Here is a 25,111-nt window from a genome sequence, read left to right on the forward strand (position 1 = left end):
AAAACAAGAAAGCGGTAAAGAAAGACAGCATATCGGCAAGGTACGAATTCCAGGCAGGAATAGCAGACAGGCAACAGATGAGTGTATGTATATCAAAGAGCTGTATTTACGCGCGTATCCAGGCAATCGTTACAACTCTGGATTTGAAAGACAATAAACAGCCAGGTCTAAATAGGCGAATGATGCAATAGCAGGACAGTTTCCAAAAGATAAGAAAAAGCCCACTGGAATCAGTGGGCTGAATAATTTAGCAGTAATGGTCAATTAGGCATTTTGCCCCTCAGGCTCATCCTGTTGCTGTTTTTTCTCCCGGTCAAGCGTACGGTGCAGCAATTCAGAATAGATAGGTTTTCCACCCAACATCTGGGCAACCATTACCGCCCCCAGTGTTGTAATTAGCAGTGGCAGGATAAGGTCGTAATTGTGGGTCATTTCGATCACCAGCAATATACCGGTGATAGGAGCACGTACAGTCGCAGCAAAAAGTGCCCCCATACCCGCTATCGCAAACATACCGGGATCTAATCCCAGTTCAGGCATCATCTGGCTGGCTACGGAGCCAAAGAAAGTTCCGAACAGTGTCCCCAAGGCAAGCATTGGAGCGAAAATACCGCCCGGAGCCCCTGAACCGAAACATACCAGTGTTGTGATAAGGCGTGCGGCGAAAAGCGCAATCAGCATATAAAGGCCAAATGAGCCTTTAGTGATATCCGGAATAATTTCAATACCGCCGCCTGTCACCTCAGGGACGTATAAGAGCATCAGTCCAAAGATGGCACCAATTGCAGCCCCTGTCAGCACAAAACGCTTGCGATCATGACGGTGCCAAGCGGTAAAGGCATCAATGGTACGCATAACAAGCGTATTAAAAATCACCCCGAAAATACCGAAAAACAGACCGAGTAAAAGGAATAACCAGAGGGACTGAAGCGGTGCTGCTGAATACTGGGGCATGGTTATCACCGCATCCTGACCACGCAGCATACGGAAGACCACATCTGAAAGAATAGCCGATACCATTACAGCCTTGATGGAAATCAGGTTGTAACGAAACTGGGGACGCATCTCCTCGACTACAAACATGATGCCCGCAAGAGGCGCATTAAACGCGGCAGCCAAACCACCAGCTGCACCAGAGGCAATCAACGCATGACAGCCTTCTTTGTCTTTAAGGCGGAAAATGTCGGCGATCATTCTGCCAACGTTACCACCCATCTGTACTGTTGGTCCTTCACGTCCGAGCACCATGCCGGAACCCAGCGTACCCAAACCACCAAAAAACTTAACCGGCAACACACGCCACCAGCGCACAGGACGGCGGTCATCAAGGGCACCTTCTATTTCCGGGATACCGGAACCACCGGCTTCCGGTGCAAATCGGTGTACCAGGTAGTAGCCAATCATCGCCAGGACACCGCTCACCAATACCGCTGCCATCCACAGTGGTACAGCCTGGCTTATTGACGACTCCAGCCAAACCGTTCGTTGTTTTGAAACCCAGTTCACCCCGAGTTCAAACATTGTCCCGAGAAATCCAGTAAAAATACCCACCAGTGCTGAAAGCAACAGCACCTGTATAGGGTTTTTGTGGCTGGACATAAATCGCCGGACGACTTTGGTTGGCTGGTGACGTACGCGAACACGCACGCTAACCTGTTCAGATAGTTCTGCCATGCTTGATGCCATGAAAATTATTGGTGATGTTTAAAAAGAAAGGATAAGACACAAGATCTTAATGAATAGTTGATTATTTTAGTATCTTCATTAATGAAACATAGCATTGCAGAACTGACAAAGCTTATGACTATATATGGATATAACGACAAACACTGCGTACTGCTTGCCCTGATGTTTTCTTTTAAAACTTTTGTTTATTACCGAAAGTCGCCATTGTAATCCTAGTTTTCATTTTTGGGCGCTTATTATTATCCGTTGATTTTAAATAACTTAATTTTAAGATGTGCGATTTATCGCCCTATTGCCAAGCAATGGGAAAAGGAGCAGCATATCGAACTTTTGTAATACAATTAGAGTTTGTTATGAGTCAGTCAGATAAGCAGTACGCCGTAATTGGTCTGGGCCGTTTCGGCATGAGCATCTGTGAGGAGTTAAGTGCACAGGGTGCTGAAGTGCTTGCAATCGACATAAACGAAGAACTGGTTCAAAAAGCATCTGATGTTGCTACCCAAGCCATTGTTGCCGACTGCATCAACGAGGAGACCCTTAGCGAGCTTCACCTTCAGGATTACGATCTTGTTGTAGTCGCAATCGGTGAAAAAGTTAAAAACAGCATCATGGCCACCCTTCTATTGAAAGAGTCTGGTGTTAAGAAAGTTTGGGTTAAAGCTAATGATCGTTTCCACGCACGCATTCTGCAAAAAGTAGGTGCCGATAAAATTATTCTTCCTGAACGCGATATGGGTGTCCGCATTGCCCGCAGTATTATGGACATCCGTGTATTTGATTTCCTTGAACTTGGCAGTGAGCAGGCGATTACCGAATTTGTTATCGGCAATAAGAATATGGGGCACAAACTCCAGGAATTGCCAATTTTCAATGTTCCAGGCATTCAGTTACTGGCCCTGAAAAAAGGCCCGGAAATTATTCCATGCCCTGACAGGGAACTGGATCTTGGTATTGGGGATATCCTGATTCTTGCAGGTAATAAAGACCAACTTAACGCAACGCTTAAGCAGCTATAAACCTGAGCGTTTCTATGAACATTTTAAACTCTTCGCCGACGGCGCCCGGTTCAATCAAAAAACTGCCACTGTCTTCGCAGTTTTCTGAGCCGCATATTATCGTCGGCAGTTTTCTGGCAGTACTTATTCCGGGTGCATTATTGCTGACGCTGCCGGTATTCTCAGTATCGGGGCTGAGTTTTACCGATGCACTGTTCACCGCCACCTCAGCCATCAGTGTAACCGGCCTCGGCGTAGTCGATACCGGGGCACACTTTACCCTCAGCGGTAAAATTCTCCTGATGTTACTGATGCAAATTGGCGGCCTCGGGCAAATGACGTTGTCGGCTGTGCTTATCTACCTGTTTGGGCTTCGTATGAGCCTCAAGCAACAATCCCTTGCCAAAGAAGCACTGGGGCAGAACAAGCAAATCGACATTCGAAAGCTGGTCATCGCCATCGCCATCTTCAGTTTCAGCGCTGAAGCGATTGGCACCATTTTCCTATCATTCCGGTTGGTGCCTCAACTCGGCCTCGGGGAAGGCGTTTTCAACGCCCTATTCCACGCAGTCTCTGCATTCAACAATGCAGGTTTCTCCCTTTTCACTGACAACTTTATCTCCTACGCAGATGATCCCTTAGTGATCCTCACATTGGCTGCCCTGTTTATCTCTGGAGGTCTGGGATTTACAGTCGTCGCAGATATGTGCAAAAACCGTAAAGGCGGTTTCAAAAAGCTAAAACTGCACAGCAAAATTATGTTGGTTGGTACACCTGCTTTGCTCATCGTGGGCACTTTGCTCATCTGGCTCCTGGAGCGAAACAACCCATCAACACTTGGACATGCATCGTTGACTGATCAGTGGCTGATGGCTTTCTTTCAGTCTGCTACTGCGCGTACTGCTGGATTTAACAGTATCGACATAGGCAAAATGACTGAACCTGCGCTTCTGGTAATGATTGTTTTGATGCTTATCGGGGCCGGCCCAACGTCAACCGGTGGTGGTATCAAGGTTTCTACCTTTGTGGTATCCCTGCTGGCAACCCGTGCTTTCCTGCGACAGGAGAAAAACGTTACTGCGTTTAAACGAACTGTCGCGTGGCCCACGGTAACAAAAGCAATGGCCATAGTGGTCGTCAGTGGCATTGTCCTCACGTTGGCAATGTTTGCCCTGATGCTCACAGAGAAAGCGCCATTTGACCGGATTATGTTTGAGACTATTTCCGCATTCGCGACAGTGGGTTTAACTGCCGGTTTGTCATCACACCTGACAGAAGCCGGAAAGATAATCCTTATCGTGGTCATGATCATTGGCCGTATCGGTCCACTAACCCTTGCTTATATGCTTTCCAAACCGAAGCAGTCAGCACTTAAATACCCAGAGGACAGCGTACTTACGGGCTAAGGGCTAGTCTCCAATTTGCCCTCCTCTGTTAATCTCCGGGGTTTAATTCCACATCGAATTAAACCCCGGAATTTTGTTGGTCATCATGTCCTGAATTCAATCAGGAACATCGTTATTAACCAGGTAACGAAGATTATTGAGCGTCGGTCAATAACGCTCATCTATATCTTTCAGGTGTCGAACAAATGCCTGGATCTCGCTTTCATTTTGCTGGTGGAATTCGGTCGTAGTCTGGTTAATTAATCCCTCAGGATCTTCATTTCCCGTGTGAAAATGGTAGGTATTGTGGAAATTTAGGTCGACTGACACACTGGCATTACTGAGTGTGACGTTGTAACCATCCATCTGCTCGTCCAAAACAAGATCTTCCAACTGGAATCCCTTGTCAGTTTTTTCACCCTGATCCTTCACCTTGGAACAGACTCTGAGCAGCATTTTGATATCAACCTGATTCTTCATAGCTTGCCTCCTCGGGGCCTGGGCAATAGTCTCCCCCCTAATTCAATCCTAATACCAGCGGGCAGTTGCCTTTGAACAATTCACACATTTTTTAATTTAGATCAATTTCCATTAACACAATACAAACCAGCAATTTTCATTTGGATATTAAATAGTCATACAAATAATGTTTTGGAATTTAAATAACTTATTCGCTATCAAAACTGGAATATAATTGAATACGCAACTCATCATAAATAGTGATAATGATCACCTATTTCCTGCCCAACAGAATAATTAACCGGGTAGACTCCTGATGGGAAAGCTATATGTATACCGTATTTAACCTGATTCTTTTTGCTTTACTGACCCTTGCAGTTCTCCGTTATCACAAGCGTTCGGAATCTCTTTCCAAATCTGTTTTTCTTGGTCTCGCCATCGGTGTGGTGTTCGGAACTGCCCTTAACTTAATCTATTCCAACAGCTCCGTTGTTCCTGACACACTTACCTACATCAACGTCGTCGGCGCCGGTTATGTTTCGCTTTTGAAAATGATAGTGATGCCTTTGATCCTGGTTTCTATCGTCAGTGCTATCACAAAGGTGCAGAATGCCTCTTCTCTTGGCAAAATTTCATCATTGTCGATTGGTATTCTTTTGGGTACGACAGCTGTCGCTGCGCTTATTGGCGTATTTGTTACCCACATTTTTGGGCTTTCTGCCGACAGTATTGTGGAAGGAGCAAAAGAGATTGCCCGTGGCCATTCTCTGGAAGAACGAGCCGGCGCACTGGCAAACCTTTCTATTGCTGATATGGTTCTGAATTTCCTACCCGCAAACCCATTCGCAGATTTGGCCGGCGCCCGCCCTACCTCCACAATTGCCGTGGTAATCTTCTCAACCTTTATCGGCCTGTCCGGTATGACGGTAAACAAAACCAATCCAGAACTGGGGGCGGCTTTTATCAAGTTTGTCCAGGTCGCCCAGGCAGTCATTGCCGCAATGGTTCGTAAGGTTCTTGCTCTGACTCCCTACGGTGTTATGGCACTAATGACGAAGGTTATTGCAACGTCTGATTACGACAGCATCCTGAACCTGATGAACTTTGTAGTAGGTTCGTATGTTGGCCTTGGCCTGATTTTTCTGCTTCACCTAGCTTTAATTTCCCTGTCAGGCTTGAATCCGGTTCAGTACCTCAAGAAAGTGGCACCAGTACTGACCTTCGCATTTACCTCACGTTCTTCAGCAGGCACGCTTCCGCTCAACATTGATACCCAGATTAAACAGTTGGGCAACAATGAGGGTGTAGCAAACTTCTCAGCTTCGTTCGGCACGACCATGGGCCAGAATGGTTGCGCCGGCCTCTACCCGGCAATGCTTGCTACAATGATTGCGCCTACATTGGGTGTCAACCCGATGGACCCAGCCTTTATTGCAACGTTGGTTGCTGTCGTAACTGTCAGTTCATTCGGTATTGCCGGTGTAGGTGGCGGTGCAACCTTCGCTGCGATTATCGTACTGTCAACGCTTGGAATGCCTGTCGCACTGGCAGGATTATTGATTTCTATCGAACCGCTAATCGATATGGGGCGCACTGCTATCAACGTGAGCGGTTCAATGACCTCAGGGACCGTAACATCGAAGCTGTTAGGTATGCAGGATCAAACTATCTATAACGATGCCGAACCAAATATGGTGGAAGCTCATAGCTGACAGTGTTTTACCAAATAGCAAAATGCCCGGTATACCGGGCATTTTGTGGAATAGACTATCACCAGCTCTTCAAGCTTCTACCGCCATATCCTCTCGGGCAACGCTGACGCCTTTCACCTGTGCAAAAACTTTATCACCTTCATAAATCATCAACTCATCAGCCGCCCACTCTGTGATATTTGCCCAAAGGCATTCATCACCTATTTCAAGGCCAACCTGCACATACGGCGGGGTTCGGACGATTTTACAAACCCTTGCAGGAATGATGTTCCGGATACTGGTGCCTTCCGCTTTTTTCAAAGCGACAGATACGTCATTGGCATAAATACGGAGACGCAGGTGTTTGCCTTCGATCAGATTGTCTTCATTTACCCACAATGGCTCACCGTTTCCGATGCGCAACTCGGTCAGGGGATACCTTTCATGCTGCCCACCAACCACAGCGTTTAACAGCGAACTGTGCTCCTTTACTGGCAACCAAGGGGTCATAGCAGAAGACCCCCAAATTTCGTGTAACGGGCCTTTCGCTACAACATGGCCGTTATTCAACATTACAATATGGTCGGCCAGCTGCATGATCTCATCAAGGCTATGGCTAACCAGTAAAATAGGGATATTAACCGCTGCCGCAAGCCGGTTCAGGTAAGGCATTAACTCACGCTTTCGCGGCAAATCCAGCGAAGCAAGTGGTTCATCCATTAACAGCAATTCGGGTTCGCTTAGCAGTGCTCGCCCAATACCTACCCGTTGTTTTTCCCCCCCTGATAACGATGCGGGATAGCGTTGAAGAAGATGACCAATTCCCAGTAATTCCAAGATAGTTTGCCAACGCTCCAAGTTGTGGGTACGTACACCATACTTGAGGTTTTTTTCTACCGTCATATGTGGGAAGAGCCGTGCGTCCTGGAAGACATATCCAATGCGGCGCTTCTCTGGTGGGAGACAAATTTTGTTCTTGCTGTCAAAAAGCCTCCTGTCACCAACCACAATCCGGCCACAGTCAGGCTTGGAAAGTCCGCTTATTGCATTTATCAGCGTCGTTTTACCTGACCCGGATCGGCCAAAAATAGCAGTTATTCCTTTACCTGGCAGGGTGAAATCGACATTCAGTTTAAACGTGTGGAAGTTCTGGCTGAGGGAAATCTGGATCATTTTGCCTCCAGCTTACGTCGTGAGCGACGAGCTAACCACTCTGACCCCATCAAAGACAGCAACGCAATAACAATGGCAATGACACACAGTCTCGCAGCTTCCGATTCAGCTCCGGGGGTTTCAATAAATGAGTACATAGCCAGCGGAATAGTTTGTGTTTGACCAGGAATATTAGAAACAAAGGTGATGGTCGCACCAAATTCACCAAGGCTACGGGCAAAGGCCAGAATCCCGCCGGAAATAATACCGGGGACTGTTAGGGGCAGCGTAATGGTAAAAAACACTTTAAAGGGTGACGCACCCAGTGTGCGCGCAGCCTGCTCCAGCTTTTTATCGACATTCTCTATGGATAAACGAATAGCACGAACCATCAATGGAAAGGAAACAACAGCCGCTGCCAATGCAGCACCACGCCAACTGAAACTGAAACTTAATCCCAGGGTTTCATACAGCCACTTCCCGAGAAATCCCTGCCTTCCCATGAACACCAGCAGAAGATAGCCAACAACAACGGGAGGTAACACCAGTGGCAGATGAATGGCCCCTTCAAGCAGCCCCTTACCTGGAAAGTGCTTTCTTGCCAAAATCCACGCAAAGCCAATACCAAATGGCAGTGAAAATATCACTGCCACACTTGCGATTTTCAGGCTCAGAGTAAGAGCCTGCCATTCGTAATCAGATAAAAACACGCTTATTGATTGCCTGTAAGACTAAATCCATGTTGTTGAAGGATCTTACCTGCTTGCGCAGAATTCAGGAATTGATAAAACGCTTTTACTTCCTTCGAAGGCTCTTTTCCAATCATGGCTGCCGGATAAGTAATCGGTGTATGCAGGCTTGAAGGGAAAACCGCGACAATATGGACATTCTTTGCAGCCTCTGCATCTGTTTCATACACTATGCCGTACGGTGACTCACCCCGCTCCACCAACGCCAAAGCGCTTCTTACATTGTTGGCACGGGCAAGGTTGTTCTGGACTTTGTTCCATACACCAAGGGATTCCAGCGTCTGCCTAGCGTAGATACCAGCGGGTACATGTTGGGGGTCCCCGACAGCAATACGCCCTGCTTTATTAATGTCTTCAATTCCCTTGGCATCAGGCACAACTTTTTTCACGTTGTCCAGTGATGACACAATAACCAATTCATTGGCTGCGAGATCTCTGCGGTCATTTAACAAACCTTGCTTCTGCAGGTAATCCATCCATCTCTCATTTGCGGAAATGTAGATATCTGCTGGCGCTCCCTGTGAAATCTGTCGTGCCAAAGTGGACGATGAGGCATAGGACACAACGGCTTTGTCAGCATGGTCTTTGTTATAAATATCGACAATTTGGTTAAGAGCGTTGGTCATTGATGCTGCAGCAAAAACCGTAATATCTTTTGCAAAAACCGGTGTAGAAACCAGTGCGGATATTGCAACCAGTACAGAGGGTTTAATGGCTTTTTTTAAAAACGGGAATGAAAGTTTCATATACAACTAGCCTTCATGATTTATTTTTTGTGCGTTCCTGTACGGCCCAGTTGAATGCATAAGAAGAAATGGATGCCGTACACGTCCACTATTTGCTTTGAAATTAGCCTGTTAATAGTAACAGATAAGGTATTTATCCGGCTGCTTTCTTTCTGGCCAAATATAATTGGAACGCAAAATATACCTTTTCACCTCCATTACGCACCGAAAAAGACCACAAAAGCACCACATTAGTGCATTAATCGCGCTTAACTTGCACAACTTTGAAGCACTGTGGTTATTTATTTGTTAAACACCCAAGCGCTCCATTCGTTAAGCCACTCTTGAATACCCGTTTTATTTCAATTTGTTATGTATGGGTTGCATGAATTTGGGCTGGATCCGCACTGAAAAATAACACTAAGGCACACTTTGTGCTTTTACTGCAAAAAGGAAATTTTAGTTCTCATGGAAGTAGAGGAAAAACAACGTGGATAACATCAGTAGCGCGATTCAAACGCTGTCTGAGAGCGCAAACACGCTCTTTATTTTGATTGGCGCCATTATGGTACTGGCAATGCATGCCGGTTTTGCATTTCTGGAAGTAGGTACAGTCCGTCATCGAAACCAGGTCAATGCCCTGGCAAAAATCATGTCTGATTTCGGGTTTTCAGCTATTGCATACTTCTTTATCGGCTACTGGGTTGCCTACGACACCACTTTTTTCAGCAGTGCCAGCGTACTCTCAGAAGGAAACGGCTATGAACTGGTGAAGTTCTTCTTCCTGATGACTTTCGCCGCTGCCATTCCAGCCATTATTTCTGGTGGTGTCGCAGAGCGCGCCAAGTTTACACCCATGCTTATTGCGGCAGCCTCGATTGTTGCTTTTGTCTATCCGTTTTTTGAGGGGCTCATTTGGAATGGAAACTTCGGTTTCCAGGCGTGGTTGGAGGAGACATTTGGAGCCGGTTTCCATGATTTTGCCGGTTCCGTAGTTGTACATGCAGTAGGCGGATGGATCGCACTGGCGGCTATTCTGATCCTTGGTGTGCGTAAAGGCCGTTACCGTGGGGGAAAACTGATTGCTTTTGCCCCATCAAATATTCCGTTCCTGGCACTCGGCGCCTGGATCCTGACCGTGGGCTGGTTTGGGTTCAATGTCATGTCGGCACAGACAATGGATGGCATCAGCGGCCTTGTTGCAGTGAACACGTTAATGGCAATGGTCGGCGGTATCATCACGTCACTGATCGCAGGTAAAAATGACCCTGGTTTCTTGCACAACGGTCCACTGGCCGGATTGGTTGCCGTTTGTGCCGGATCCGATCTCATGCACCCTATCGGTGCACTTATCACCGGCGGTATAGCGGGTGTACTTTTCGTATGGCTGTTTACTCTGATTCAAAACCGGTTCCACATCGATGATGTATTGGGTGTGTGGCCTCTTCATGGCGTATGTGGCGTTTGGGGTGGGATCGCTGCCGGTATTTTCGGTGCCGAAGCTCTTGGCGGTTTAGGTGGAGTCAGCCTTGCCTCACAGCTTATCGGTACTGTTGCGGGTGTCGTTATTGCCTTTGTCGGTGGATGGGTTGTCTACACGGCAGTTAACAAGGTATCCGGCATCCGACTGAGTGAAGAAGATGAGTACAACGGAGCTGATATTGCCATTCACAAGATTGGGGCGACTTCTGAAGATTAATCACCGATAGCCGTTTTCTTTTCCTGTTTTAGGAAGCCCAGAAAAACTTAAGCCATAAACGCTAAGCGTTTATGGCTTCTTTTTAATGCGGTCTTGAAAAGCGGTTTTTGTTATCGTCGCGGTTCTTATGGAAAAACCAGCTACGACGATGTCTGCTTTTTGACATAGCGCACCTCTTATTTTTGTTATCTCACCATCCGGTACGTCTCCCAAAGTCACCAGGTTGATACGCAAACCTGGCGTGCTTTATTTAACGGATAGCTTTCAATATGAAAGCAAACAACCCGGTGGTGAGGAGGGTTCACGAAACCAAGCTAAAGCCACGAAGGGCCAAGGTATGCAGAAACACGATGATGTAACTAAACAACCCTGCTTGCGAAGGCTGAACAGACCTACTTGATGCTGTTGCCGTCAGGTCATCAACCTTTACCTATATTTATTACATTGGGTTTCATCATTCAAGTGAATTTGATCAGATAAATGATTATTTTAGCAACAGAGAATATGCAACTATGAACCCAGTCACGATTCACAGTGCCGCTCGTATTGTTTAACTGTAAGCACAAACAAATACCGCCATCCGGGTGGATGGCGGTGAGGACATTTGTAACTGTGCATTTAAGCTGTCGGAAACAGCCTTCGAGTGTGCTCGTATTTGATGAAACTGCCCTGCCATTACTCCTTACGCGGAGTTCTCATGTCTCACCACCGTCTAAGAACTAGGGTTGTGGCGGACACCCAAATTTACGCAGGGCTAGGAGAGAAACACTTTACGCATTTAAGCGTATCTTTGTACGTTCCAAATTGTCTTGCAGTTGGTTGTTCCTGAATGTTTGTTTACCTGACTATAAACTCTTTGCCAACCGCAATGTCAGTATTGTCCAGCTCACCCGGGCTTTCCAGCCCTTTATCCTGAAATGAGAAGTGCTGTACAGATATATCTTACAATCAATGCACGCCAGTTGGTTCGGCGCGGAATATGCACTTCAATACTCGTACCATCATGTTTCGCAGTGGCAGAAATTTTGCACTTAATTGGTAAGGAGCCAGTGTAAAGCGGAGATTTGGATCACGCTTAATTAAACTGATAACGCATTCACCGCCTTTTGGAGTGACATTGCTGTCAACCTTGATATAGTCCAACCACAAAGCCGTATCTGCGTCCCTCTTTTCCGCCAAAATAACGAATTTTTCCGGATCTTATGTCATTAATTGGCTTCTCCCCGTTTCGATTTGTTCCCACAGCACAGGCCTCGCTGGCACTTGCCGTTGTCGGCCTTGGACTTGCGTGGTCACTCTATTTCCCATCTATTGGGGATTGGCTTCGACCATTGAGCGCAATAGCTGGGACTTTTCTTGTTGGTGCTGTGTGGCTGAAATATTTTCTTGAGCCAAAACGGTTTCTCACCGAACTGTCTGACCCACTTTACGGTAGCCTGATGGCGCCCATGACAATGACAATTTTTGTCCTTGCTGACTATCTGGCTGGTTACAGTACAGAAATTGCGTCCTTGTTGTGGTATCCAACTCTCATACTGCACATTGGAATGGGAGTCACGTTTTTCGTGCTTCAGGCAGTAAAGTTCCAATTCAAGAATATATACCCCAGCTGGTTTCTGTATCCGGTAGGTGCGATTAGCGGTACATTGGCCGGACCGGCGCTGGGCCATATCGATTTTGCACAGTCAAAAGCCCTGGTTTGCATCGCTATCTACTTCGTTATGTTACCCGTGGTGTTATACCGGCTTTGTTTTTTCGGGCGTCTGCCTTTCCAGGCCCGACCTACAGTGGCAATTATGGCGGCCCCGGTTAACCTCGCCCTCGCCGCCTATCTAGTCACTTACCCTAACCCGGACCTGATCCTGGCGGGCGCATTGGGGGGAGTTGCCATTACCATGACCATCTTCGTGTATATCTGTTACTTCTACCTTTTACGGTTGCCATTCCAACCATCCATTGCGGCAGTAACCTTTCCTTCCGTGATCAGTGCAGTCGCAATGGCCCGGCTTAACGAAACACTATCGACTGAACACCCTCACTGGAACTGGCTGCATTCGCTGGGCGCGGTAGAAATTGCTGTTTCTACATTGCTTGTTTTATGGGTGTGTTTCGGTTACCTGAGTTACTACGGGGTATTTAAGAAAAAATAACTCTCTAAAAAAAAGGCTCCTTATCAAATAAGGAGCCTTTCCGTCAGTCATTGAGGTTTTTATTTACGTACTGTTACCGCATCTACGTTTGGACCACCAGAACTGGTAAGGCCAACCAGAGAAACAGTGTTTGCGCCGCTGTTGAGTGTTATCTCCACCAGCTCTACTTTCCACGTTGCCCAGCTGCCGCTTGGTGCAAACGAGACAGTAGAAACCTGTGAACCATTCACTTCAACGTTAAGCGAACGGTTTGAACCACCGCCGTTAGCGTAGCGGATCGCAAGGACATAGCTGCCTGCAGAATCTGCATTGACTGAGAACGATGCCTCACCGCCAGATGACGGGTAATCAACGAAGCCGCTTCCGGAATAACCGCCATGATTGCTGGCTGTAACCGCACCACCACTCAGTGCTGCACTTTCAGCTTCAAGAGGTGCATCGCTGTCGTCAAGTTGCAGCAGGAACGCAACCAGTTTGTCCTTGCTACCCTGACTCAGAGACGATGCATTTCCGTGCGCACTGTTATTGATCACGTCATACAGTGTGTTGGCAGAACCATCATGCAGGTAAGGTGCAGTATTCCAAACACCTTTAAGCGTCGGGGTATCAATACCATCCAGAGAGGCGCCCAAACGTTGACCCGAACCTGCTGTTAAAGTACCGACATCATGTCTCACATCGAGAGCACTGTCGGTATACTCCGGCCCGCTGTGGCAGGAACTGCAGTTCAGGGAGTCGTATACGGCTTTACCCGCGAGAGCGTCAGCAGTAGGCATACCACCCGCATCACGCAATGGGCTCGGTGGCACATCCGCAAGCGAAGTGACATAAGCAGACAACGCATCCAGGCTGGCATTCACGCCGGCTTTTGGATCACCCAATGGCTGGTTGCGCGTACCGGTATTAAACTGGTCGTCACTGAGGAAACCACGGCCGCCGAAATTCGCACGCATGTCATGCTCGAAATCGTGGATTTCGTCGAAGTTACCTGTCCAGTGAACCGGTCCGTGCCCGGTACCCTTTCTGCCACGAAGTGTCGTGGTGTTGCGCAGGCCTTCACCACGGTTGGTGAAGTCAAACACCCGGTGGTCTGAACCACCATCAAGGTGACAGCTGGCGCAGCTCAGGTATCCGTCATTGCTCATTCGCAAATCAGACGCCTGGTAGAAGATTTTCTTACCTTCGAGTACCGTCGCTGACAACAGCTCATTGGCAACAACATCCGTCGATTTCGGTGTGCCAACCACGTTGCCGCCGCCATTGAGAATGGCATTGACATCAAAAGTTGAAACCGAGCGTGACAGGAAATTATTGACGTAAAGCTTGCCATCATTGCTGAGCGCCAGGCCCTGTGGAGCAGCTTCTGTCATAAGGGTAGCAATAACGGTTCCCTGATTGGCATCAACCACAGCCACCTCATTTGAGCCCTGCAAGGCAACAAAGAGAAGGTCACCGTATTGGCTGAACACTGCGGCATTTGCAGAATCAGAGTCGTTAAAATCTACCCTGTCATCAGCCAGTTCAGTGTTTGCTACCAGATCAATTGGGGAAATGATTGTCCGTGTAGTGCTTTCGAACGAAGGAGTACGACCATCTTTAAACAGGCCGCGATCAACATTGTCCTTCTTCGATGGCATCCATGCCCGCTTACCGTCCGGCGAAATAACAACCGAACTCAGGTAATTAGGCACACCACGGGAGTTGAACGAGTTATCAGGGTCACTGACGTTCGCTTCACCCAAGTCGTTCGCCAGAGCAAAGGTCCGGGTAAGAGAGAACGAGCTTGCATTGACTTCATACACCTCAGCGTTCGCTGAAGGAGACACGAACCGGGTAACAAACACTCGGCTTGAATCTGCCGACACTGCAACGCCCCTCAGCATAGGAACGATTCCCGCAGCATCAGGACCGAAGTCCAGTGTACGTGAAACACTGCGCGTTACCGGATCCAGTTCCACCAGCTGACCGGTCGCCTGAAGTGCAACATAGCCTTGATTGCCGTTTGGTGAAAAGACAATGCCAAATGGCTGGGAACCATACGGCAACGCGACAGTGTCAAGCAATTGGCCGCTTACACCATCGAGCACGCTGATGGAATGATTGTCGTAGTTTGTTACCCAAACAGAACCGTCGTTTGCCAGCGCCAAAGTACGCGGGTCAAGACCCACCGCAACTTCAAACTCTTTGTTTGACGAGTCGGCATTAATGGCAGTCACGGTATTGCTGTCAGAGTTGACCACCCAGACACGGCTTCGGTTTTCATCAACAATGATAGAACTTGAAGATGAAGGCTTACCAGATGTCAGTGGGTTGTGGACAATCTGTACGGCAGAACACTGAGCAATACGGGCACCCTTTTTAACCGTAAGCAGCACATTGTACCGGCCAGGATCGCTGTAGGTATGCGTAATACCGGATGCTGTAGAATCCGACGATGTTGTACCATCACCAAAGTTCCAGGCAAAGGTCGCCTCATCCTCAGATGCTCCGTTAAAGTTAACACTTTGACCAAGTTCAATCGGTGTCAGCGCATCTACCGAACAGGCCAGCGGCGCAGGTTCAGAACCGGCAGACAAGAATATCTGGTCGATATTCGGGCCAGGAGTGCTAAGGCCACGAAGGGTTACGGTTACCGGACCATCATCCAGTGTCAACGTCCGGCTAAGTGTTTGCCAGCTCGTCCAGCCGTGTGGCGTAAACTCGGTATTGCCATTGATAACAACGCCGTTTACTTCGACCGCCAGATACCGGGAGTCAGAAGCACCGTTGGCATAGCGGATATCCAGATTATAGTTACCCGCGGTGTCCACATTTGTCAGGAAGGTTGCTTCGCCACCACTGGATGGGTAGTCAGCGTAACCAGTCCCAATGTATCCAACATTGCCGGATGCCACCGTAATACCGCCGGACAGAATGGCATCTTCGGCCTGAAGGGCACTGTTTCCGCCAAGCTTCTTGAGGCTGATGTTATCAACATTTGGCCCAGGCGAATCCGGAAGACCAACCAGCGACACAGTATTTTTGCCATCCAAGAGTGTCACTGTACTGTCTACCTGTTCCCAAGAGCCCCAATCACCAGTCGGTGTGAAGGACAGGGAACCAGTAACGGTATTACCGTTTACTTCAACGGACAAGAAACGCGTCGAACCTGAACCAACCGCATAGCGTGTAGAAAGCGTGTAGGTACCTGCTGCTGCATTATCAACAACGAAGTCGACACGACCACCGGTAGTTGGGAAATCAGCAAACCCGGAACCTACAAACCCACTATGGCTAGACTGGACAGTTGTACCGTCGGAAACAGTACCGTCTTCAGCTTCCATCGAATGGTTATCACCAAGCCTTACCAGCTCAATATAATCAAGGTTAGGACCAGCAGTACTCGTCAACCCTGAAAGGGAAAGGCTTTGCGTCCCACTTGCTAACACAATTCTCCGGCTGGCATTACTCCACGCAGTCCATGAGCCGGTAGGCTCAAAGCTGAACGCTTCGTTGAGCGATGTACCATTAAGTACCAGATCAAGCTTTCGTACTTCAGTGCTGCCATTAGCAAAACGCAGGTTCAGCATATAGACGCCGCCGGCAAAGCTTTCAGGCAGAATGAAATCAGCAGAACCGCCATTCGACGGGTAATCCACAAATCCATCAGCTGAATAACCAGCCTGGTTTGTCGCAGTTACAGCACCACCTGACAGCACGGCATCTTCAGCTTCAAAGGTAACCTGCTGGCTCGCATCCTCCCCGGTACTAAACTGGGACGTATAAGCGGTTTGCAGCCCGTTACCGACCAGGTCTTTTATCCCACCCTGCGGTAAAACAACCTCATAGGTCGTGTTCGGTTTGAAACCGCCAACGGGGGAAAAGTTCACTACGGTGTGGTTGATACCGAAATAACCCGGCAATGCAGAGCCACCGACTTCCCGAACGATAAAGGTCGATGTATCGACGGTTCGAAGGTCGATCTGGTCACTGAAAGACACGCCAACGCGACTCTGAGGGGAAAGCCCTGAGTCACCGTTCACCGGGTTCGCATACATTACGCGCGGCGGTTTGGTATCTGGTGCCGTATCGTGGACAGCAACGAATGACCCACGGTCATTCTCGTCATCCGCAACAACCAAAAGGTTACCAACCTTCACAGAAAATTGGTCATCATCTCCGCTTTGGGTAACCGGGTGCTTCACTTTACCCAGCTTGACAGGATTGGCCGGGTCAGTGATGTCATACTTGGTTACACCACCGTATGGACGCCGGTTTCCCTCAAACAGATAATCATCACCAAAGTTAAGGTACTCACTGGTACTTCCGCCTGGTGTCGCCACATGGGTGATATTACCCGGGTCAGAGGTCACATCGTAAGATGACAACCCGGCCTGACAGAAAAACCACTTCCCGTAAAACCAGGTGATGTATGAACCATGATCACAATGAGCAGTATCAAGAGTGATGGGTGAGCCGGGGCGTTGAATATCCAGTGTCACCAAGCCGGTGCTCACCTTGGGCGTACCAAACGGAAGAAGGTTACCGATTGGGAAAACCTGCCCTACCTTAATACCGTCCCAGTTGCTGATTGGCACAGAAGAATAGGAATCCGGAGATTCAGGTGAAACGGCATCAACAGGCTGGGTTGGATCAGTCGCGTCAATGACATAGAGGCCATTGTTGGTTGCGCCAATGTAAATGTAGTTACCCTGCCAGCCCACACCCCATATTGCACCGTCAACATCACCATAATTGATGCCCGGCAGCTCAACAGAGCGAACATATTCAATACCTGCAGTGATATCGCTGACATCCCAGATATCAACGCCCTTACCGGCAATAGTTACCATGTACTCGCTGCCATCAGGGTATTTGGCAAACGAGACGGTATGACCTTCCTGCTCCTGGTCGTGCTGATCTTCCAAATCGACGGTACGGTAAGGACTTTTTACTACCTGATGAACGACCGGATTGTAAGGATCAGTGATATCAAGCGCCATATGTGTACCGTTCCCGGCAACAATGACATAACCACCATGGGCATGAGGCTGGTTTTGGAAACCCGTTGCTTTTTCACCCTTTAAAAAACCTGTATGCGTTGGCAGCCACAGTTCTTCTTCTGTGAAGCTCTGATTTGGGTATTCTGCTGCTATTCCAGGTGTATTAAGCGTGAATAAAGCAATTGATGAATAAATTGCTGTAGTAACAGATCTTAAGTAGGACATATATCCTCCACATTAGACCCAATATACAGGGAGAAAAACCATACCGGAATTTTCACCCTACTCCTATGACTTTGCTTTTATTGTTTATTTCCCTATTGAACATCTATCAGATACTTATCTTTTGTGCGGTATATGTGAACCTCTCTATTTTTGCTTATTTTTTAATACATGCTCAAAATATAATTAGTCAACTTATGTAATGAATTAACACATATATTTTTGAAACATCGATTCACACTACCACCCAATCAAAATAAAACTTGTGATCGAAACGTACATTTCGGATAATTGATGATAATGAAATGTATATTTCACGAAGTGTTATTACACGAAACTTTCCTATCCTTCTGTAACTACAACGGTTTATCTGATATCTAACAGAGTCAATGAAACAACTGTGCCATGCTATATGAAACACTATTGAATATTTTTACTTCCCTACAACCCAAAGCAGTCACAACTAATTGTTTTTATTGGGCCAGACTCATAATCACCAATGAAATATCAATTGAAATTCACTCTATATCCTCAAATTTAAAACTCTGCTCTTTCATCGCTAACAACCAGAAAAATTTAGTCATTCCTGACAATTGAACAATGAACGTATAAATTTTTATAAACTCACGCGCATATTAAATTAAAAAGGATATGCCACCACACACATTTGCAAACTGCCAAAAGTCCTCTATTTCGAGAATATTTTGGTTTGCAAAATGAAAATGTGAGATGAACTTAACAAAGTGAGTTGAAATATACGTTTCATTATTTGCCTTAATGAAACACACGATTTACATTGTGTTAACAGAGATTGTTCTACAACACAGAAAGGAATGGTTATGAACCATCGAATAGGATTCATCGGAATCGGAGCCATGGGACACGGAATGGCCAAGAATCTGATTGAAAAGGACTTTGATGTCGTCACCATGGCTCATCGAAGCAGAGATAGGCTTGATGACCTTGTCAAAAGAGGTGCGACAGAAGTAAATAGCCCAAAAGAAATTATCGACCAAGCGGATATTGTTATCCTTTGTGTCACAGGTTCACTACAAGTTGAATCCATTGTTTATGGTGAAAACGGTTTAATTGAATCAGAAAATTTAAACGGAAAAATTGTTATTGATTGCTCTACCGGGGAGCCAGCTGTCGTAGAAAAAATTGCGGCTGATCTAAATAAGAAGGGATGCAAATTTGCCGATGCCCCACTGGCCAGAACCCCGGTTGAAGCAGCGGCAGGCAAGCTTAATACGATGGTTGGTGCTGACCCGGAGTTATTCGGCATTATTGAGCCGGTGCTTCAGACATTTTGCGAGAACATCTTCTTGATGGGTGATGTAGGCTCAGGCTCCAAGATGAAATTGATCAACAACCTTATCACCATGGGACAGGCTAGTTTAATTGCTGAAGCCATGGCTGCTTGCAAGGCGACAGGTGTAGATTTAGACCGGTTCCGGAATGTAATCAGCGCCGGTGGTGGTAACAGTGGAATATTTCAGATGATCGTTCCTGCCATTCTGGACGAAGGATCATTTGATGGAATGAAATTCAGCGTTGCCAACGCCAGGAAAGACCTTAATTACCTCAACAAAATGCTCAACGACAATAACGTATCCTCACCGCTTGCAGCATTAGTTCTCAACGTATTTGTCCGTGCCTCTAATAATGGCCACGAAGATGGCTTGGTCGGCGCGATCGTTGCAGAGCATGCTACAGCAAACAATTTAGAAATTGGAAAATACTGATTGACGCTACACCTAATTAGTATTTGAAGACGGCGATGTAAAAAATATAAATACTTCAATAGGGATAGATGTATGTTTAAGAAACAAAAGGCGATATTTAATAAGTCGCTGGTGGCTTCAGCCATCTTAAGCGCAATGTTCTCTGGCATTTCTTCTGCTGATGAGAAAGCCCCTCTTGTTATTGGATTTACCTCTGATTCAAGTGGTCAATACGCCAACAGCGGCGCTTCTGACCGCCGTGGTATGTTGATGGCCATTAACGAGTTCAACGAAAAAGGCGGTGTACTCGGCCGTAAAATCGAAACCATTCATATTGATACTGAAACCACCCCTGCAACCGGCTCCCGTGTAGCGGAGAGAATGATCACCCGTGACAAGGTTGCATTTCTCGTCGGTGCAGTAAGCTCTGGGGTTGCAAACGCCATTTCACAGGTTGCTCAGAGCCACGGTGTTATTTACATGAACACCAACTCCAGTTCCCCGACAGAGTCAGGTAAGAACTGCCACCGCGTTAAATTCGTTTGGGATGCAAATGGTTCCAACTTTGCACAGGCAGCAATCAAAAACTCTCTCGAAACCTACGGTAAAAACATGCTGCTGGTTACTAATGACTATGTTTGGGGTCACGATACCACCGCAGCAACCAAGAAGATCGCAGAAGCAAACGGTGCAAACATCATGGACAACATCCTGGTTCCGCAGGGAACCCGTGATTTCGCATCTGTCCTTCTGAAAGTCCAGCAAACAAACCCGGATGTTATCGCAGCCGCGGTTGGTGGTGATGACCAAAAAGCCATGCGCTCACAAATTGCCCAACTGGACATGGGTGACAACTACGCTTGGATCAATAACCAACAGGACTGGCCGGATGTTTACGGCCTGCCAACTGAAAACCTGTTTGGTGTATTTGGCACTACCTGGTATTACGGCTTGGATCTCCCTGGCGTGAAAGATTTCGTCAAGAAGTACCAGGACACCTACCCGGATACAAAAATGAAAGTACCTGGCAACGTGTTCTTTAACGGCTACTGGGCAACACGCTCACTGTTGGAAGCCGTTGAGCGTGCCGGCACCACCAATAACCATGCTGTCATCAAAGAGCTCGAAAAACTGCGTATTCCGGCTGAAACCCGTATGCAGCATGACGATGCCTGGATGAATCCTAAAACACACCAGATGCAACAAACGGTGTACCTGGCAACGAAAAATCCTCAGCCATCAGGCAAGGACGACATGTTCCTGATGATCGCCCATACATCGCCTGATCAGGTCGCAGACACAAAAGCTGATGCTACCTGCAAGCTCGAAAGCTTTGAGGACACCCCTGTCTATACACCTTAAATCTGCGCTTCCCGGTTTCTCTGCTAAGAGAAACCGGGCATTTATCAGGTGTCTGGATAACAAAAACAAGTACGTTGTTATAGGTACATTATGGATATCTTTTCTAGCTTATTGCCCCACATTATTAACGGGTTGAGCCTGGGACTATTGTTCGCGCTCATTGCGCTTGGTTTCATGCTTATCGTTGGTGTGATGGAGCTCATCAACCTGGCCCATGGTTCTCTTTTTGCACTAGGTGCCTATTTTGCAATGACTATCATTGCGCCTGATCCTTCTTACCTCGGTCCCTTTGGGGACTGGTACACCGGGTTGCCACTCGCCTCCCGCTACATTGTGGGGCTTCTGTTTGCACCCATTCTGGTTGCCGCTATCGGCATGTTGCTTGAGATATGTATGCGCCGCACCTATGGAAAGAAAGCCGAATACGGGCTTCTGCTTACCTTCGGTGCAGCACTGGTTATCGAAGAAATCATTCGCATTGTCTGGGGCTCGGGAGAACAACTCCTTCCTGTACCCGAGGCTATCAGCGGGGCATTTATCTCCGGCGGAATGATTTACTCAACCTACCGTTTTTATGCTGCGGGCTTCGGCATCCTGATGATCCTTCTGGTCTGGCTTTTCCTTGAGAAAACCCCGTACGGAAACATCATTAAAGCCGGTGCTCACGACAGCGAAATGGTTCGCGCACTTGGCGTAAACCTCACCCGCCTGAGGCTTTACATTTTCGCATTCGGCGCACTGCTCGCAGCGGTTGCCGGTATCACCCTGACACCTATCTGGGGGTTACGTCCACACATCGGTGTAGATGTCGTTATCCCGGCATTTGTCATCATCGTGCTCGGAGGCATTGGCAGTTTCTGGGGCGCAGTTATCGCAGGGATCCTTGTCGGGCTTGTCGTCGCCATTGTGGGTGCTTACGCCACGCAGTGGTCAATGCTGTCTATGTACATCCTGCTGATCGTGATTATCACGTTCCGCTCCCGCGGTCTGGTAGGCAAAAAGAGTACGCTGGAGAACTGATATGACCAAAGTAATGACAAAGAAAACACCCGTAATAACAAAGCAGATGGTCATATTTTTCCTTTTGCTCGGAACATTTCCATTCTGGGGACCTTCTGTGGGCCTGTACCACTATCTGGGAACTGAAATTGCCATCTGGATGATATACGCCCTGGGATACAACCTGCTCCTCGGTTACACCGGCTTGCCGTCCTTCGGGCATGGTGCCTACTTCGGGGTTGGAGCCTACGCCTATGGCCTTACCTATCTCGGACTGATAGACAACGTGTGGACAGCACTTGCCATCTCTGCCGTTGCGGGTGCAATTGCAGCAGGCATCGTTGCGTGCTTCCTTTCTCATCGCCGGGGTATTTACTACGCCTTGATGACCATCGCTTTTGGTCAGGTGTTCTGGTTTATTGCCATACGCTGGCATTCCCTCACCGGAGGAGAAGACGGCCTGCTTAACATCAGCCGGGCGGAAGTGCCATTCGGGCTGTTTGATATCAGCCTGAGAGATCCGATTAATCTGTTCTATTTCATCTTCCTCCTCGTGGTTGTAGTCACCATCGGCTTGTGGCGTCTGACACACTCACCGTACGGAAAAGCCTTGCAGGCAGTACGCATGAACGAAATGCGTGCCGGTTTTGTTGGCTATAACGTGTGGCTCGTGAAATGGAGTGTATTCATGCTATCCGGTGCCATTGCCGGCGTAGCTGGCGGTTTGCTGGCAATTATCCAGGAGAGTGCTTACCCGGATGTTATGAGCCTTCACGCGTCAGGCTTCATCGTGATGCTGACCCTGATTGGCGGCGGTTTCGTCAGCTTCTGGGGCCCGGTCATCGGCGCGGTAGTATTCTTCCTTGCCAGAGACTTGCTTGGTTCCATCACTGAAACCTGGCTGCTTTGGTACGGGTTGATGTTCATGGCCGTCATTCTGTTCAAACCAGAAGGTATTGCCGGCATGGCGCAGGATTTTGGTGCCTGGCTTGACAAGAAAAAAGGCCAACCAGCACAAAAACCACTTACCAACACCAAAGCGGAGGGTTAAAAAATGGCATTATTTGAAGCAACCCACCTGCAAAAACGCTTTGGTGACCAGGTTGTCCTTGAAGACATAACCCTGTCATTTGAAGAAGGGCAGCTCAGCGGCATCATGGGCCCGAACGGGGCAGGTAAATCTACCTGTTTTAACGTCCTCACCGGCCACTACAAGCCAAACAGCGGCAAAGTGATATTTGAAGGAAAGGACATCACTGGATTGCCACCGCGCCAAATAGCGGCGATGGGCATTTCCCGTTCCTTCCAGATCATGAACCTCTTTGATGAGTTCACTGCACTGGAAAACATTCTGGTTGCACTGCCGGATTCAATCCAACGCAGCTTTAACCCGTTCCACGACATCAATGCTAATTCGGCAGCTATCGACAAAGCCGCCATGGTTCTTGAGAAAGTCGGTCTTTCCGGCCGGGAGTACACCTTGGCGGGCAACATGCCATACGGAGAACGCCGGGCGCTGGAAATCGGTGTTGCCCTCGCCTCTGACCCCAAACTGTTGTTTCTTGACGAACCGACACAAGGGTTGGGAGCCGATGGTACCGCAAGGCTGGCGGAATTGATTGCTGAGCTTAAGCGCCACTACTCCATCGTTGTGATTGAGCACGATATGGAATTCCTGTTCGGTCTTGCCGACACCATTTCTGTCATCCACTGGGGTCAGGTAATCGCCTCTGGTACCCCGTCTGAGCTTGGTCAAAATGATTGGGTAAAAGCCTCAACATTGGGAGAAGTAGTCTGATGCTGAATGTCTCGAATATTGAAACCTATTACGGCGAAACACAGGCACTTTTTGGCGCATCCATCAAAGTGAATGAGGGCGAAGTTGTTGCGCTGTTGGGTCCAAACGGTGCAGGTAAAACCACAACGTTGCGGTCTATTCTGGGCCTGACACCGCCCAAAAAAGGCGAAATCCAGTTTGATGGCAAAACGATAACTCACGCAGAAACACACGACATTGCCAATGCCGGCATTGGTTGGGTACCGGATGACCGCCGGATTTTCCCGACCATGAAGGTCAGTGCCAACCTGAAGCTGGGAAAAAAGAAAACCCGCTTCCGTGAATGGCATGAAAAGGAAATGTTCGACATTTTCTCTGCGCTGGAATACCTGATGGATCGCGACTGCGAAAACCTCTCTGGGGGGGAAATGCAGATGGTGGCGATATCCCGTGCATTGCTTGGTTCACCAGGTCTGGTTCTTTTTGATGAGCCATCACAAGGGCTTGCCCCGAAAATCGTGCAGGATGTAATGAACACCATCACCCGCCTGAAACAGGAAGGTATTGCAGTTCTGGTCGTTGAGCAAAATGCACTCAGTGCACTCAAGGTCAGCGACCGTGTCTACATCATGGATCACGGCAAAATAATTCATGAAGGCCCGGCTGCTGAGCTGGTGGAAAACGATGAGAAGCGCAAGAGCTTGTTGGGGATCTGATGATGAATACACCACTGTTGCAAGTGAATAACCTGAAAAAGGTGTACGAAAGAGGTTTCCTCAACAAAGAAGAAACGTTTCGTCTTGAAGCCAACTTTGCATTGGATAAATCTCAAATCGTGGGTGTGATGGGGCCAAACGGTTCCGGCAAAACGACCATGTTTGAGCTGATTACAGGCCAGAACAAACCGACCTCCGGCGAAGTGTTGTGTGCAGGCCAGAATATTCACAATGTAAAATACAAATCCAGGGACCGGTTGGCAATTCATTACCACCAGTCCTACCAGGTAAGGCATTTCGCAAAAACCAAGCCTTCGTTCATGCTGGAAAAGCCAATCACAGACTACCCGCTTATCCACCTGTTTGATGAGCCCCAATTCAACACGCAGGACGGATACATCGGGTTTATGCTGGATTTCTTTGCCAAGCTGAAATCAGAAGGCCGCCTGGTACTGCTGTGTGTTCACCCCTACGAGGCGTTCCACATAAAGATTATGCGGGAAATCTGTGAGTCCTACATCTTTGTCCAGAAAGGGAGCGTATCCCAGGCTGACAATTACGACGAGCTGCTTGAAAGGGAAGAAGTCCGTAACTACCTCGGCACCCTTGCACAGTACTGATGTATGGGCAGAAGGACA

General features: G+C 47.9%; 18 protein-coding genes. 12 read left to right on the forward strand and 6 right to left on the reverse strand.

Features of this window, described 5'->3' with window-relative positions; translation table 11 throughout:
* Nucleotides 1-264: 264 nt before the first annotated feature.
* Complete coding sequence (gene clcA, locus NF212_RS25015; protein ID WP_434361737.1) at nucleotides 265-1,674, reverse strand: H(+)/Cl(-) exchange transporter ClcA; 1,410 nt, start codon at nucleotides 1,672-1,674, stop codon at nucleotides 265-267.
* A 365-nt stretch (nucleotides 1,675-2,039) separates the two neighbouring features.
* Between clcA and NF212_RS25020 the strand changes: the two genes are divergently transcribed.
* Both NF212_RS25020 and NF212_RS25025 read left to right on the forward strand, forming a co-directional pair.
* Nucleotides 2,040-2,702, forward strand: coding sequence for a potassium channel family protein (locus NF212_RS25020; protein WP_434361739.1), 663 nt, complete (start codon nucleotides 2,040-2,042; stop codon nucleotides 2,700-2,702).
* 14 nt (nucleotides 2,703-2,716) lie between these two features.
* On the forward strand, nucleotides 2,717-4,087 hold the full coding sequence (locus tag NF212_RS25025; RefSeq protein ID WP_434361741.1) for a TrkH family potassium uptake protein: 1,371 nt from the start codon (nucleotides 2,717-2,719) through the stop codon (nucleotides 4,085-4,087).
* 147 nt (nucleotides 4,088-4,234) lie between these two features.
* Here the strand turns inward: NF212_RS25025 and NF212_RS25030 are convergent, their stop codons facing one another.
* Complete coding sequence (locus NF212_RS25030; RefSeq protein ID WP_434361743.1) at nucleotides 4,235-4,546, reverse strand: DUF3081 family protein; 312 nt, start codon at nucleotides 4,544-4,546, stop codon at nucleotides 4,235-4,237.
* A 308-nt stretch (nucleotides 4,547-4,854) separates the two neighbouring features.
* On the opposite strand from NF212_RS25030, the gene NF212_RS25035 reads away from it, so the two are divergent.
* Nucleotides 4,855-6,237, forward strand: coding sequence for an L-cystine transporter (locus tag NF212_RS25035; RefSeq protein WP_434361744.1), 1,383 nt, complete (start codon nucleotides 4,855-4,857; stop codon nucleotides 6,235-6,237).
* A gap of 69 nt (nucleotides 6,238-6,306) precedes the next feature.
* Here NF212_RS25035 and modC read toward each other — a convergent pair whose 3' ends face one another.
* From modC to modA, 3 genes are read right to left on the reverse strand one after another with little or no spacing between them, the layout of a single operon-like run.
* Nucleotides 6,307-7,389 carry a molybdenum ABC transporter ATP-binding protein ModC gene (gene modC, locus NF212_RS25040; protein ID WP_434361746.1) on the reverse strand — a complete coding sequence of 361 codons (1,083 nt, stop codon included), beginning with the start codon at nucleotides 7,387-7,389 and terminating at the stop codon, nucleotides 6,307-6,309.
* Nucleotides 7,386-8,078 carry a molybdate ABC transporter permease subunit gene (gene modB / locus NF212_RS25045; RefSeq protein WP_434361748.1) on the reverse strand — a complete coding sequence of 231 codons (693 nt, stop codon included), beginning with the start codon at nucleotides 8,076-8,078 and terminating at the stop codon, nucleotides 7,386-7,388. Before modB ends, modC begins: the two co-directional genes overlap by 4 nt.
* A gap of 2 nt (nucleotides 8,079-8,080) precedes the next feature.
* Nucleotides 8,081-8,863 (reverse strand): molybdate ABC transporter substrate-binding protein, encoded by a 783-nt coding sequence (gene modA / locus NF212_RS25050; RefSeq protein WP_434361750.1) that lies wholly within the window; start codon nucleotides 8,861-8,863, stop codon nucleotides 8,081-8,083.
* A gap of 469 nt (nucleotides 8,864-9,332) precedes the next feature.
* Between modA and NF212_RS25055 the strand changes: the two genes are divergently transcribed.
* On the forward strand, nucleotides 9,333-10,541 hold the full coding sequence (locus NF212_RS25055) for an ammonium transporter (protein WP_434361752.1): 1,209 nt from the start codon (nucleotides 9,333-9,335) through the stop codon (nucleotides 10,539-10,541).
* Between the two features lie 1,202 nt (nucleotides 10,542-11,743).
* A complete protein-coding gene (locus NF212_RS25060; RefSeq protein ID WP_434361754.1) occupies nucleotides 11,744-12,691 on the forward strand; it encodes a TDT family transporter in 948 nt (315 codons plus the stop codon).
* Nucleotides 12,692-12,750: 59 nt separating this feature from the next.
* Here the strand turns inward: NF212_RS25060 and NF212_RS25065 are convergent, their stop codons facing one another.
* Complete coding sequence (locus NF212_RS25065) at nucleotides 12,751-17,898, reverse strand: carbohydrate-binding protein (RefSeq protein WP_434361756.1); 5,148 nt, start codon at nucleotides 17,896-17,898, stop codon at nucleotides 12,751-12,753.
* Nucleotides 17,899-18,734: 836 nt separating this feature from the next.
* Between NF212_RS25065 and NF212_RS25070 the strand changes: the two genes are divergently transcribed.
* From NF212_RS25070 to NF212_RS25100, 7 genes are all read left to right on the forward strand, one after another.
* Nucleotides 18,735-19,640, forward strand: a complete 906-nt coding sequence (locus NF212_RS25070) for an NAD(P)-dependent oxidoreductase (protein ID WP_434361757.1) — start codon at nucleotides 18,735-18,737, stop codon at nucleotides 19,638-19,640.
* Nucleotides 19,641-19,712: 72 nt separating this feature from the next.
* Nucleotides 19,713-20,981, forward strand: a complete 1,269-nt coding sequence (locus NF212_RS25075) for an ABC transporter substrate-binding protein (protein WP_434361759.1) — start codon at nucleotides 19,713-19,715, stop codon at nucleotides 20,979-20,981.
* Between the two features lie 90 nt (nucleotides 20,982-21,071).
* The gene (locus NF212_RS25080) at nucleotides 21,072-22,001 is read left to right on the forward strand and encodes a branched-chain amino acid ABC transporter permease (RefSeq protein ID WP_054669464.1); all 930 of its coding nucleotides are present in this window, start codon (nucleotides 21,072-21,074) and stop codon (nucleotides 21,999-22,001) included.
* A 1-nt stretch (nucleotide 22,002) separates the two neighbouring features.
* Complete coding sequence (locus tag NF212_RS25085; protein ID WP_434361760.1) at nucleotides 22,003-23,031, forward strand: branched-chain amino acid ABC transporter permease; 1,029 nt, start codon at nucleotides 22,003-22,005, stop codon at nucleotides 23,029-23,031.
* 3 nt (nucleotides 23,032-23,034) lie between these two features.
* The gene (locus tag NF212_RS25090; RefSeq protein ID WP_434361762.1) at nucleotides 23,035-23,778 is read left to right on the forward strand and encodes an ABC transporter ATP-binding protein; all 744 of its coding nucleotides are present in this window, start codon (nucleotides 23,035-23,037) and stop codon (nucleotides 23,776-23,778) included.
* Nucleotides 23,778-24,473 (forward strand): ABC transporter ATP-binding protein, encoded by a 696-nt coding sequence (locus NF212_RS25095; RefSeq protein ID WP_434361763.1) that lies wholly within the window; start codon nucleotides 23,778-23,780, stop codon nucleotides 24,471-24,473. Before NF212_RS25090 ends, NF212_RS25095 begins: the two co-directional genes overlap by 1 nt.
* Nucleotides 24,473-25,093: an ATP-binding cassette domain-containing protein gene (locus NF212_RS25100; RefSeq protein ID WP_434361764.1), complete on the forward strand. Its 621-nt coding sequence runs from the start codon at nucleotides 24,473-24,475 to the stop codon at nucleotides 25,091-25,093. Before NF212_RS25095 ends, NF212_RS25100 begins: the two co-directional genes overlap by 1 nt.
* The last annotated feature ends 18 nt before the right edge of the window (nucleotides 25,094-25,111 follow it).

This window comes from Parasalinivibrio latis (assembly GCF_036825535.1).
GTDB lineage: Bacteria > Pseudomonadota > Gammaproteobacteria > Enterobacterales > Vibrionaceae > Parasalinivibrio > Parasalinivibrio latis.